A 13,161-nucleotide genomic window follows, 5' to 3' on the forward strand; every position below is an offset into this window, starting at 1 on the left:
GCTCGACAGGGAGGGCCGGGGCGGCAGGCGACAACGCGGCCATGGAGTCGTTCTTCAGCCTGCTGCAGAAGAATGTCCTCGATCGTCGGGCGTGGCCACCCGCGAGGAACTACGGATCGCGATCGTGACCTGGACCGAGAGGACCTACCACCGACGCCGCAGGCAAGCCTCGCTCGGCCGGCTGACACCCATCGGATTCGAGACCGTCACGACCACACCGGCCCTCCAGATCGCGTGACCGAACCTGTCACCCAAACCTGCAGCAGACCCGCCCGATCTGCCCTTCTCCCTCCACCTGATCAACCCGCTCGGCGACCGCCACCTCGGGTCGCGCTCTGCCGCTCCCGTCCCCGGGGCCGGTGCTGCACCTCGGCGTCGACGAGTGCGCCGTTCGACGGGGCGGACCTACGCGACGATCCTCATCGACACGTCCAACCATCGCCCGGTCGACATCCTCACCGACGTGAAACTCCAGAAGCGAATCATGAGCGGCCAGCGCCACCGCACCGACCAGGCCGCGCCCCCGTGGTGATCCCGGTGACGCAAATCTCCCAGAGCCACGTTCACTTGTACGCGGGCAGCAGGTCGGAGCGGTGTCGGCGGCCACTGTGAGCAGGCCGCCGACACCGCCCGGTCAGCGGGTCGCCATCATGCTCCGAACCCGCTCGTGACGTCCGCGGGCAGGAACGCGTAAGGGTCGTACGGGTCACCGCTGTTGGCCTCGACGCGGATCAGGCTCCCGATGCCGAGCTCGTGGGCCAGCTCGTCGAACAGCTCCACCATCGCCAGGTCCTGGATGGCCAGTCCGGTCGAGTCGTAGACAGTGCGCTCGGCGCGCAGCCCCGCGTACCGTCGTGGATCGCCCAGCACGGTGCTGATCGACGGACCTATCGCGTCGGCGGACAGCCGCTGGCATTCGCCTTCCTTGCTGGCCTGGACGTGGTGGTCCGGACAGACCGTCACCCGGTCCAGCAGCTCCCGTGGGAGTTCGGTCTTGTCGGGCATGTCGGAGCCCACGCAGTTGAGGTGCACAGCCGGTTTCAGTCTCTCGCCCCGGATCACCGGCCCGTCCCCGGGCGCCACCGAAGTGGCCGTGCAGATGACGTCCGCCTGCGCCTCCAGTTCGGCCAATGGCACGCTGCGGACCAGGCCGGGCCGCATCCGGGCGCGGCTGGCGAAGCTGTTCTCCGCGGCCGGGTTCACATCGCTGACCAGCACCTCATCGAACCGGAAGACCCGGGACAGGGCATGCAGCTGGGTCACCGCCTGGGCCCCGCAGCCGACCAGGCCCAGCACCCGCGAACCGGGGTCGGCTAGGGCCCTGCTGGCCACGGCCGAAGCGGCACCGGTCCGCAGGGCGGTGGTGAACGTGCCGTCGATCACGGTGCGCAGATGGCCACTGTCGTAGTCGAACGCCAGCACCGTGGACAGGATCGTGGGCAGGGCGTTCTTGGCCGGGTTGTGCGGGTTGTAGCCGACCGCCTTCACCGAGACGGTCGAGCCGTGGCGCACCGCCGACATCCACTCCAGCAAGCCGGGGAACGGGGTGGTGAACCGGAAGCCGTCGCGCTCCTTCTGCTGCACCACGCCTGCGGCCTCGGCCGTCGACACCGCCTCAACCCTCTCGATGGCGAGCTCGAACAGCCGGGCCAGGCCGACGTGTGCGACGACGGCCGCCACAGCGGGAGCGTCGATGATGCGGGTGGTCTCAGTGGTTTCCAAGGTGATTCTCCAAGTAGGGATATGGCCGGGTGCGCAGACCGTGGGCGAAATGTGCTCCGTGGCGGAACGGGCAAGTCGTGAGGGAAGGGCTGGTCGTGAATCGGCCGCATCCGGTCCCGCAGCGGTACATCGGCGCCGCCGCCCACGTATCCCCCGGGTAGTCGATCAAGCCGACGGAGTCGAGGAATCGGTGCGGGCAGCACGCGGCCCAGACACCCGGCGGGTTCGGCGACCGCGCGGACCAGGGCCACGGGGCGCCGGGCGGCGGCGGCAGCCAGGGAGGCGGTGAGCTCCGAGCGAGCCGCCGCCGGATCAACGCGCTCGATGAGGATGTCCACGGTGCCGCCGCAGATCAGCCCCACGTCGAACGGGTCCTCGTCCGAGGAGGTGAAATGCTCCACCCACCGCGGTACGCCGGACAGGGTTTCCTGACAGAGCTCGTAGACGGCTCCTTCCACGCAGCCGTCGACGATGCTGCCGACCACGGTTGCGGCGGCATCCACCGCGAAGGCCCCCCCCCGGGCAGGCGCGGTGCGTTGCCCGCGGTCCCGACGACGGTCGCCACCGCAAAGGGTGCGCCCCCGCTCGGACCACGGAACCAGTTCTCGGACGATGTCAACCATCGCCCCACCCCCGTTCAGTCTCTTCAGGCGTCTCGTTACCCGACGGCTTCCAGCACCGCCCGCGCCAGGCCTTCGACGTAGGGGCGGCCGAACAGTGACAGGTGCTGGCCGGGGACGACGACCGTGCGCAGGTCACGGCAGACGGCCTGCCAGGCTTGCCGTGCGGCGTCGCGCTGTCCGGCATCGGTATCGGCAGCCTGAACCAGCGTCACAGGACCCTCATACGGTTGCAGTTGGTACGCGCGCGCCGCCGTGACGTGGGCTTCGAGCATGAGCACCTTCGCCCGGACGACGTCACGCTCGGCATCGGTCAGCCCGGCCGGGGCAGACATGACCAGCTCTACACCTTCCAATAGCGGAAGGGCCCGCGCCGCCGCGAGGTCCACCGGGACCCGGTGGCCGATCGCCGCCTGGAGCTCCTCGACGAGCCCGGGGACGATTCCGAAGTCGTCGCTGTCCGGGATCGTGCCGGCCGGGTAGCTGTCCACCAGGACCACGTGGGCCGGGACGCGCGCGGCCGCGGCCCGGAGCCGGGCGGCCTCGAACGCCACGATGCCGCCCATCGACCACCCCAGCAGGACCGTCTGGTCCGCCGGGTCATCCGGCAGCGCAGCGAGCAGTCGGGCGGCGAGTGCGCCGATGCCGTGGTCCTCTCCCGGGGCGATCGGCGGGAACTGGAACGCCTGGACAGTCCCCGCGGTCTCCGCTTCGGCGAACGTGGCCGCGAACTCGCGGAGGCTCACCACCTCGCCGCCGGCAGGCGGGACGCACACCATCCGAGCGTCGCGGGCAGAGCCGGCCCCGACGCCGACGCCGCGTGCCAGCATCACCAGATCGGAGCCCTGTGCCCCCGCGTCCCCGGCAACCAGCCTCGCGATCGCCGTCGGCGACACCCCGTCCGCACCGTCGGTGTCGAACAACGCGGACAGCGGAATGTCGGTCGCGAAGGCCGCGTTGACCCGCGCGACGAGCTGCACCGCCAGCAGCGAATGGCCGCCCGCGTCGAAGAAGTCCTCATCGGGCAGGATCGGGCTGACGCCCAGCAGATCTTCGAAGATCTCGACCACTGAGGCGACCGTCTGCTCCGTCCCGCGACCGGTGGTCATCGCTTCTTGCGTCATCGGCGCTTCACCCTCCCGTGGTGACTTCGACGTTCCCGAGCAGCGTTCCGGGCGACACCGCCAGCGCCTCCAGGAAGGCCAGGTAGCGGCCCAGGAAGCCGGCCATGGACGACTCCTCGAAGAGCTCGGCGGCGTATTCCAGGACGCCGCTGATCCCGCCGTCGGCGTGCTCTTCGAGGTTCAGGCTGAGGTCGGCGCGGGCCTGGACCCCGACGTCGACGACACCCGCCGTCACCCCGGGCAGCGCCGGCTGCCGCACGGCCGCGTTCAGCGAGAGCTTGAGTTGGAACAGAGGGCTCTGATTGCGGCTCCGGGGCGGGTTGACAAGGCGCACCACCTGCTCGAACGGCAGCTCGTGGTACGCGTAGGCGTCGATACAGGTGTCGCGCACCTGCCGCAGCAGCTCGCGCAGGCTTTGCTCGCCGCTCACACCGGCCCTGACCACCAGTTGATTGACGAAGAACCCCACCAGCCGTTCGGCGTCGGAACCGGGCCGGTTCGCCACGTCGATGCCCACGACCGCGTCGGTCTGGCCGGTGGTGGCGTGCAGCGCGCAGAAGGAGCCGGCCAACAGCGCCATGAACAGCGTCGCTTGCTCCGTGCTGCACTGCACCCGCAGCCCCGCGACCACGTCCGGGGGCAGTTGGAACGGCAGCGCCGCGCCTTCCCCGGTGGAGCGGGCCGGCCGCGGCCGGTCCAACGGGATCGTCGGCAGATCCAGGATCCCGGCCAGTCGGCCGCGCCAATGGTGACGGTGCGCGGTGAAGTCCTGCCCGCGCTCGGACCGGGCGAAGTCCGAGTACTGCGCACGCAGCAACGGCAACGGCTCGCCCGCGTAGCGGGCGGTGATCTCGTCGAAAAGGATCTGCGCGGACCACCCGTCGTAGGCGATGTGGTGCAGCAACAGCATCAGGACGTGCCGATCCGGACCGCGACGCAGCAGCCACGCCCGCAGGGCCGGCTCACGCGCCAGGTCGAAGGGACGGCGCGCGGCGACGCGCAACAGCGCGTCGGTTTCCGTCCCGGCGTCCGGCGCAGGATCGATCACCACCAGCCGGGTGCTCCCGGGGGCCAGGACCCGTTGGAACGGCCGCCCCTGGTGCGACTTCAGCACCGTCCGCAGGATGTCGTGCCGGTCGGCGACCTCCCGGACCGCGCGCGCCAGCGCCGGAACGTCCACCGGCCCGTCCAGGGCAACGAACAGCGGCACGTTGAACGTGGTCGAGGCGGGGTCGAGCTGATGCAGGAACCACAGGCGTTCCTGGGCGAAGGACAGGACACCCGGATCGGCCGACGTTTCAGCACCCGCTGGGCTCGGCCCCGAAGTCTCGGCGTCCGCCGCGGCGACCACCGTGGCGAGCTCGGCGAGAGTCCGCCGCTCGAACATCGTCCGGGTGGGGACCTCGACGCCGAACGTCTTCCGCAACCGGTGCAGGACCTGGAACGTCAGCAGCGAGTGGCCACCGAGCTCGAAGAAGTCGTCGTCCGCGCCAATCCCGTCGAGGCCCAGCAGCTCCTCCCAGATCGCCGCGATCCGGGCCTCCAGCACCGTCAGCGGGCGGCCGCGTGTCCCCGACCGTGCGGCGCGCCCGGCACCGGCCCGGCTGATCACCGCGGTCCTGCGCAGCGCCGCGAGGTCGAACTTGCCGTGCGCCGTCAGCGGCATGGAGCGGACCAGGACGTATCGCGCGGGCCGCATGGCAGTCGGCAGCCGGTCGGCGGCGAAGTCCGCGACGGCGTCCACCAGACCGGACCGCCGTTCACGCCACAACGGGTCGTTGGCGTAGCGACGCCAGTCGTCCGCGACGGGAACCACATCGGTGGCGTCGGCCGGCGACCGCTGCGCATCCGCACCCGCGCCCGCCCGACGCAGCACGGCGTCACGGTCTGCATCGGCAGCGCCGACCGTCGACAGCCCAAGGCCACCCGCGGCATCCGCAGCGGCGTCCGATCGGCGCAGCACGATGTCATAGGCGCCGTCCGCATGTCCCTCGGCCCAGCTCAGCTCGGCGTCGTAACCGGCCCCGGCAGCGGCGACGACCAGCTCTTCACCGAAGCCTGAGTCATCCTCTCCCCCATCGGCCTGACCGGTGACGAAACCGGCCGTGGCGGCCGCCGGGGCCGCCGCCAACGCCGCCAGCAGCCGCCGGTCCGAGGCCAGCCGACGGTTCGGAACGCCGCGCAGCGTAACCCGCTCCGGGCGCTCCTCGGCCAACCGTCCCGCCAGAGCGTCGCCTCCGAGCCCGCCCGACCAGTCCCACCGGAGGCCGTCGGGCTCCGCCCGTCCGTCGAAGGTCAGCACGGCGTCATAGCGGTAGCGGCTCAGTTCGTTGTCGTAGCCGCCGGTCCTCGGCAGCACCCGCACACCGCTCAGCCGCGGCCAGCGTCCCCGCAGCGCGTCGAACAGCCGGGGGTCGAGGCAGAGTTCCTCCTCGTCGGCGAGATCGGCCGCGACGCGCGCCCTGATCTCGTCGACCTGGTCGGCCGGTGGCGCCTGGAACAAACGCACGCTGGTCCGGAACAGCGGCTGGAGCACCTGGTTGCGGACGTCGCCGAGGAATATGCGGCCGCCCGTCTCCAGCGCCCCCACCGCACGGTCCAGCACGGTCAGCAGGTATCCCACCGAGGGGAAGTACTGCAGCACCGAGTTGATGACCACCACGTCGAAGCGGTCCCCGTCCCGGACCGCCTCGTGCGCCGCCGCCACCTCGCATTCGACCCGTCCGTCCGCCTCGAACATACGGCGTAGGCGGTCGACGGACGCCTGCGCGAAGTCGGTCGCGCGGTAGGACTCACACCCCGGCGCGATCCGCTCCACGATCATGCCGGTTCCAGCACCGATCTCCAGGACCCGCCGCGGTCCGAGGCCGGCGATACGCCCGGCGGTCTCGTCCAGCCACTGCCCCATCTCCGTCGGATCCAGCAGCTTGCCGGTGTAGCTGCTGGTCCACCCGGTCAGCGCCGTCGACTCCGCGTCGGAGTCCTGCGGCTGGTCCAGATCCTGGTACGTATCCGTGTAGAGCATCCGCCACTGTTCGACCCGCTCCATCAGCTCGGCCAGGTGGGCCGTTTCCGGTGAATCGGCGGGTTCGTGCGGGTCGGCCGGTTCGACGAAGGCTGTCAACCGGTCGTCCACGAGGTCGACCACTGCCTGCCGGACGCCGGGCGCGGCGGCCAGTGTCGCCGCGATCTCGTCGGGCTCGATCCGGTGCCCGCGTACCTTGACCTGGCGGTCCCGGCGTCCCAGATAGACCAGCTCACCGTCGGCCCGCACCACCACCGAGTCGCCGGTGCGGTACAGCCGCCCGCCGTTCCCGCCGAACGGGTCGGGGACGAACCGCTCGGCCGTCTGCCCGCCCTGGCCGAGATAGCCGTACGCGACCCCGACGCCCCCGATGTACAGCTCGCCCGCCACACCGCGCGGCACCGGCCGCATTCGGTCGTCGAGCACATGGACCCGCGTGTTGCCGATCGGCCGGCCGATCGGCACCGGCCCCTCGGGGTCGACGTCGGCGGTGGCCTCGTAGACGGTGCAGGCCACGGATGCCTCGGTCGGGCCGTACTCGTTGAACAGCCGCGTGCGCCGCGGTCCGGCCAGCCAGGGCAGCACCGCGCTGCCGTGCAGCATCTCGCCGCCGATCACCAGCCCTCCGGCGTCGAAGCTCTGACCGGTGTCGCTCAGCATCCGCAGATGCGACGGGGTGAGCTTCACGAAGCTCGCCTGTTCCGCGCGCCGCGCCCAGTGCAACAACGCCTCCGCCGTCGGGCCGCCATCGTCCGCGACCACGATCCGCTGCCCGCACAGCAGCGGGGCGAACAGGGTGGTGATGGTGAGGTCGAAGCCGAGCGAGGAGTGCAGCGGCGCACCGTCGCCCTCGGCCACCCGGTAGTGCTCCGCAGCCCACAGCAGATAGTTCGCCACCTGACGGTGAGCGATCAGGATGCCCTTGGGCGTGCCGGTCGAACCGGAGGTGTAGATCACGTACGCCCCGTCACGGTCGTCCCCGCCGACAGCCGGTGCCTGCTCCGAAGGCTCCGCGTCCGAGACCAGGACGGCGCGGGCTCCCTCCCACGACGTGTGGTACGCCGCCGACGTGAGGACCACGGCCGCACCGCTGGAGGCGATCATCTGCGCCGACCGGGCCGTGGGATAGCCGGTATCGAGAGGGAGGAAGGCAGCTCCGGCCTTCAGTACGCCGAGTATCGCGCCGACCGCGTCCGCGGAGCGGTCCAACAGCACGCCGACCACGTCCCCACGGCGTACCCCCTGGGCCCGAAGCAGGTGCGCGACGCCGTTGGCCCGCCGATCGAGCTCGCGGTAGGTGACGTCGCGGGCGGCCGGGTCGCTGACCGCCGTCGCGTCCGGGGTCCGGGCAGCCTGCCGCTCGAACAGGTGGTGCAGTGCGGTGTCGGCCGGGAGCGGCAGCTCGGGGCCCGCGGCATCGGCGAGAAGGACGGCGGTCTGGCTCCGGGTGAGGATCGGCAGTTCTTCCAGCTTTGTTCCGGGCTGGGCCAGCGCAGCGGTGAGCAGCGTCTGGAAGGAGTCCGCGATCTGCTCCGCCGTCGAGCGCTCGTACAGGTCGGCCGCGTAGATCAGCGAGCACTCCATCCCCTGCTCCGTCTCCAGGACCACCAGGTCCAGGTCGAAGCGGGCGCCGTCGTGATCGAGGTCGAGCGGGGTGATGACCAGGCCCTCCGCGGTCGTGACGGTCTCCGGCGTGTTGTGGAACGCCAGGTTGACCTGGTAGAGCGGATTGCGGCCGGCCTGCCGCTCGGGGTAAAGCAGCCGAGCCAGGACGTCCACCGGAACATCCTGGTTGTCGTAGGCGGCCAGGCAGGCGTCGCGGACCTCGGCCAGGAACGCGGCGAAGCTCAGCGCGCCGTGCGGGCGGCTGCGGATGATCAGGGAGTTGACGAAGAAGCCGATCAGGTCGTGGAACCCGTGGAACCGGCGGTTGGCGACCGGGGTGCCGACCAGGACGTCGTCGTGCCCGGTGAAGCGGGCCAGCACCGCCTGGAACGCGGCCAGCAGCACCATGAACGGCGTGCCCCCGCAGTCCACCGCCAGCCGATGGACCTGCTGGGCCATGGCGGGCGGAAGCAGGAAGTGGCAGACCTCGCCATTGCGGGTCACAGTCGCGGTGCGCGTGTGGTCGGGGGGCGGAGCGCACTGCTCGGTGGCCCCGGCGAGGCGGCCGACCCAGTAGGCCTGCTGCCGCTTGGCCTCCTCGGTCTCCAGCCAGTCGTTCTGCCACCTGGCGTAGTCGGCGTACTGCAGCCGCAACGGCGGCAGGGTCGCCGGCCGGTCCTCCAGCCGGGCCGCGTAGAACTCCGCGAACTCCCGGGCGAAGACCGAGAACGACCAGCCGTCGACGATGGCGTGGTGGAACGTGGTCAGCAGCAGTGCCTCCACCGGTGACTGCAGAACCAGGTGGAACCGCACCAGCGGCCCGTGCCGCAGGTCGAAAGGCGTGCCTTGTTCGGCGCGCACCAGCCGGTCGCTCTCTGCCGCTCGGAGCTCGGGTGTCAGACCGCTGAGGTCGACGACCACGAGCCGTCGGCGGGTGTGCGCAGCGACGTGTTGCACCGGCTCGCCGTCGACGATCGGCAGGGAGGTCCGCAGCACGGCGTGGCGCCTGACGATGTCGTTCAGCGCGGCCTCGATCAGCGTCGGCCGGATGGTCCCGTGCAGCGCCACCGGCGCGGGACTGTTGTAGGCCGCGCTGTCCGGGTCTGTCTCGTGCAGCACCACCATCCGGCGCTGGGTGAACGACGAGGGCGCGGTGGCCGAGGCCTCGTCGGCCCTGTACGCGCCGCCGGACAGGCCGCGCTCCCACATCCGCTGCCACAGCCGGGCCCGCTGAGCGGGCGGCAGTTGCTCGATGCGGCGACGGACATCATCGAGGGAATCGGAGGACTGGTCTGTCGTCTGCACGGATCCTGTCGCGTCCATGATCGGTGATTGATCCATTCTCGGTGTCGGTCGTCACGGTGTCGTGGGCCAGCGGCGGGGCGGCGTCATCCCGAGCACAGCCGCTTCGCGCACGCCAGCAGGACCCGGGCCCCCGCGACGAGGTCGTCCGGGGCGGTGTCCTCGGCGGGGGTGTGGCTGAGCCCGTCCCGGCTGGGGACGAAGATCATGCCGATCGGCGCGATACCGGCGACGATCTGGGCGTCGTGGCCGGCGCCGCTGGGCAGCGTCGTCGTGGCGTATCCGGACTCCTTCGCCGCGGTCGCGATCAGGTCGGCCAGGCCCGGGTCGGTGGACACCGGGGCGACGCGCATGGTCCGGCGGACCTCGAAGCGGCAGCCCGTCGCGTCGGCGAGCCGGGCCGCCTCCCGCCGCAACGCCCGCTCGGCCGCGTCGAGCCGGTCCTGCGAGGTGTCGCGCACCTCCGTCGTCAGCCGGACCGAGCCTGGGACGACATTCGTGTCACCGGGTTGGACGTGCAGCGCACCCGTGGTCGCGACCCGGCAGTGCCGGTGCTCGGCAGCGATGTCCCGCACCGCCGTGACGAGTCCGGCCGCACCCACCAGGGCGTCGCGGCGGTACTCCATCGGCGTCGTGCCGGCGTGCCCGGCCCGGCCGGTGACCTCGACCTCGAAGACGTGGCGGCCCACGATCGACTCGACCACGCCGATCGGGATGCCCGCCTGCTCCAGCACCGGCCCCTGTTCGATGTGCAGCTCCAGGTACGCCGCCACCGTCCCGTCCGGCCACGCCGCCGCGGCCACCGCGTCGAGATCGCCGCCGACCTGCCGCAACGGTTCGCGCAGCGACCGGCCCTCGCGGTCCACGGGATCGCATGCGAGCCGTTCCGCCCCGCCGGCGAACGCCGTCGAGCCCCAGAACGGCTGCGGGTACAACGCGCCCTCCTCATTGGCGAACGCGACCGCCACCGGTTCGAGCGCACGGGGGTCGACGATGAGCGCCTCGACGACCGCCAGCGCGGCCAGCACGCCGTAGGCGCCGTCCAGACGTCCGCCGTTGTGCACGGTGTCCAGATGCGAGCCCATGACCAGGCTCGGTCGGGTACCGAATGGCTCCCGGCCCAGGAGCAGGTTGCCCGCCGGGTCGACGCGCGCGTCCAGTCCGCCGCGCCGTGCTTCTCCGGCGACGTAGTCGATCGCCGCTCGGTCGGCCGCGCTGAACCCCGGCCGGCTCACCCCGCCGTCGGGGCCGGTGCCGATCCGGGCGAGTTCGTTCACCCGCCGCAGCAGCGCCGCCTCATCCAGCCGCATGGAAGTCTCCGTCCGCATCAATGCTCACCAAGCCACATCAGAACGACCGGCCGGGGCGCCCGGGAACCCGGCGGCCTCGGCACCCGCCGGCTCCCGAGCGATCGCCGCAGCGACCTCAGGCCCCTGATCCTCGAGATCGAAGGGGCGACCGGTGAAGGTGCGCTGGGCGAACCGCCCGCGCGTGAATCGTCGCCGGCGGACTGCCTCGTCTGGGCCACGGACCGGGTCGTCCAGGCCCGCGAACGCGGTGACCGGGACGTGACCGGCGACGTCTGCGGTCCCGGATGGTTCTCCAGCAACCGCAGATCGTCGCGCAGCACAGGCAGGAACACCTCGCGGAACCCCGGATCGTCGATCCCGAACCGCTGCTCCAGTACCGTCGCGGCTTCGAAGGCGACAGTCGCGCCCATGCTGTGCCCGACCAGGACCGGTGGCCGGTCCCGCAGCGGGACAAGGAAGTCCACCATGCGCGCCGTCAGCTGCCGTAACGAGGACGGCGGCGCCTTGCTGCGGCTCCAAGGACGTCCGGGGAAGCGGACGGCCACCATCTCGATCGAGCCCGGCAGCCGTGCCCGCCACGTGCGGAACACCGTCGGCGAACCGCCCGCGTGCGGGAAGCAGATCTGCCGCACCGGTGCGCGGGAAGCCGGGACAGTGCGCGGCCGGCCCTCCGATGTCCGGCTCATGACGTCCTCGCAGCCTGATCGCCGCCTTCGAACACCAGCTGCCGCGAGGCCGAGACGATCTCCGGCGCGCTCGCCAACCCGGCCGCCACCAGCAGCAGACCGCCGACGACGAAGGGCGCGTGCAGGCCGTAGTGCTCGGCGACGACCCCGGACAGGCCGGCCCCCACGGGCATCGCGGTCAGGGCGATGGTGCGGTAGATGCTCGTCACCCGGCCCAGCAGGTGTTCGGGCACGATCCGCTGCCGGAGCGAGACCGCGACGACGTTCCACATGCCGTTGGCCAGACCGGCGAGCGTCAGAGCGGTGATCGCGGCCGGCAGGTTCGAGGTCAGCCCGGCCAGCAGCACCGCGCCGCCCATCAGCACCGCGCCGCCGACCAGTGCGCCCGGATAGCCGGTCAGCTTCCGGACCTTCGGCGCCACCCCGGAACCGGCCACGGTGCTCAGCGCGAGCACCGACAGCAGCACGCCGTATCCAAGGTCACCAAGGTTCAGCACCTTCCCCGCGTACAGCACCAGGACCGCTTCCGCGACGGCGGTGACCCCGTTCAGCACCGTCACCAGCGCGCAGACGGTCCGAAGTAGCCGATGCCGCCCCAGCCACCGCAGTCCTGTCAGGACATCGCCGGCCAGGCCCGGCCGGACCGCGCCGACTGTGTCGGCGGCGTCAGCCGCACCGGCCGAGTCGGCCGGACGGCCCACCGGGGCCAGCGCGGCGACCAGAACGGCCGCGACGAGGAAGCACGCGGCGGCGGTGACCAGTGGCCCGGCCCGCCACACGGCGAACAGCACCGCGCCCACGACCGCGCCGACCAGCGTCGAGGCCGCGGCCTGCGCCGAGAACAGCCAGGAGTTGGCCCGTTCCAGATCCTTCGGCGCCACCAACTGCGGAACGATCGCCGACGCCGAGCTGTCGAACACGGTCTCCGCGGTGCCGATCAGGAACGACACCGTCATCAGCACCGCGATCGCCCCGCCGACGCCTGCTACGGCGATCGCGAACGCGCCCATGACCACCGCCCGGCCGAGGTCGACCAGCAGCATCAGGGATCGCCGGTCGTACCAGTCGGATACCGCCCCGCCCAGCAGCCCGAACAGCGGCCACGGCAGGTATCCGGCGACGAACACCAGCGAGACCGCGCGCGGGTCGCTGCTGAAGGTGGTCGCGATGAGCGGGAACGCGACGTACCTGATGCCGTCGCCGAGCGCGGACAGTGTCGAGGCCGACCACAGCAGCCAGAACGACCGGTTCACGGTATTACGACCCTCCGAGAGCGTCTTCGAGCAGGCCCTCGGGGATCTCGAAGCCGAGTTCGGTACGGCAGAACGCCCGCCAGTCGTCCGTGGGCGCGGCCACCAGGGTGGCCGCATCGGCGACGACGGGGTTGTCCACCACGGTGAAGTCGTCCCAGACGTAGGCGACATCGTCGTCGCCCAGGCGGTCCTGTGGGGCCAGCGCCAACGACGCCCAGCCCTCGAACCGGCGCAGCTCGGCGACCCGGTATCCACGGCAGTAGAACTTCGGTGTCATCGCGCGGCGTCCTCTTCCATGGCGCGGCGCACACTCAACGGCCTCATGTCGGTCCAGACCTCGGCCACGTGCTCCAGGCACGCCGCCTTCGCGCCGCCGAAGCCGGCGTCGGCCCAGCCGTGCGGCATCTCCATGTCGGCGGGCCAGATCGAATACTGCTCCTCGTGGTTGACCACTACGCGGTACGTGCGCTCGTCGTCACGATCGGTGGCGTCCAAGGTGTCTTCCTGTCTGGGT

9 protein-coding genes and 2 pseudogenes are annotated in these 13,161 nt (G+C 71.5%); 2 read left to right on the plus strand and 9 right to left on the minus strand.

The window, feature by feature from the left end; all coding sequences use genetic code 11:
• Positions 1-238 (plus strand): annotated as a pseudogene (locus tag AB0G17_RS35245) (integrase core domain-containing protein); the annotation flags it as partial.
• 144 nt (positions 239-382) lie between these two features.
• The gene (locus AB0G17_RS35250) at positions 383-532 is read left to right on the plus strand and encodes a hypothetical protein (protein ID WP_361391652.1); all 150 of its coding nucleotides are present in this window, start codon (positions 383-385) and stop codon (positions 530-532) included.
• A gap of 116 nt (positions 533-648) precedes the next feature.
• Here AB0G17_RS35250 and AB0G17_RS35255 read toward each other — a convergent pair whose 3' ends face one another.
• The 9 genes and pseudogenes from AB0G17_RS35255 to AB0G17_RS35295 form a co-directional block, all read right to left on the minus strand.
• A complete protein-coding gene (locus AB0G17_RS35255) occupies positions 649-1,722 on the minus strand; it encodes an ornithine cyclodeaminase family protein (protein WP_361391655.1) in 1,074 nt (357 codons plus the stop codon).
• A gap of 401 nt (positions 1,723-2,123) precedes the next feature.
• A pseudogene (locus AB0G17_RS35260) lies at positions 2,124-2,345 on the minus strand (XdhC family protein); the annotation flags it as partial.
• Between the two features lie 35 nt (positions 2,346-2,380).
• Positions 2,381-3,466, minus strand: a complete 1,086-nt coding sequence (locus tag AB0G17_RS35265) for a thioesterase domain-containing protein (RefSeq protein WP_361391658.1) — start codon at positions 3,464-3,466, stop codon at positions 2,381-2,383.
• Positions 3,467-3,473: 7 nt separating this feature from the next.
• Positions 3,474-9,401: an amino acid adenylation domain-containing protein gene (locus AB0G17_RS35270; RefSeq protein ID WP_361391661.1), complete on the minus strand. Its 5,928-nt coding sequence runs from the start codon at positions 9,399-9,401 to the stop codon at positions 3,474-3,476.
• 83 nt (positions 9,402-9,484) lie between these two features.
• Positions 9,485-10,708 (minus strand): M20 family metallo-hydrolase, encoded by a 1,224-nt coding sequence (locus AB0G17_RS35275; protein ID WP_361391665.1) that lies wholly within the window; start codon positions 10,706-10,708, stop codon positions 9,485-9,487.
• A gap of 17 nt (positions 10,709-10,725) precedes the next feature.
• Positions 10,726-11,340 (minus strand): alpha/beta fold hydrolase, encoded by a 615-nt coding sequence (locus AB0G17_RS35280; RefSeq protein WP_361391668.1) that lies wholly within the window; start codon positions 11,338-11,340, stop codon positions 10,726-10,728.
• Between the two features lie 50 nt (positions 11,341-11,390).
• Positions 11,391-12,647, minus strand: a complete 1,257-nt coding sequence (locus AB0G17_RS35285) for an MFS transporter (RefSeq protein WP_361391671.1) — start codon at positions 12,645-12,647, stop codon at positions 11,391-11,393.
• 4 nt (positions 12,648-12,651) lie between these two features.
• A complete protein-coding gene (locus tag AB0G17_RS35290) occupies positions 12,652-12,924 on the minus strand; it encodes a hypothetical protein (protein ID WP_361391674.1) in 273 nt (90 codons plus the stop codon).
• Positions 12,921-13,142, minus strand: a complete 222-nt coding sequence (locus AB0G17_RS35295; protein WP_361391677.1) for an MbtH family NRPS accessory protein — start codon at positions 13,140-13,142, stop codon at positions 12,921-12,923. The genes AB0G17_RS35290 and AB0G17_RS35295 overlap by 4 nt, the downstream gene beginning before the upstream one ends.
• Positions 13,143-13,161 lie beyond the last annotated feature (19 nt).

The organism is Streptomyces sp. NPDC023838 (assembly GCF_040639555.1).
Taxonomy (GTDB): Bacteria; Actinomycetota; Actinomycetes; order Streptomycetales; family Streptomycetaceae; genus Streptomyces.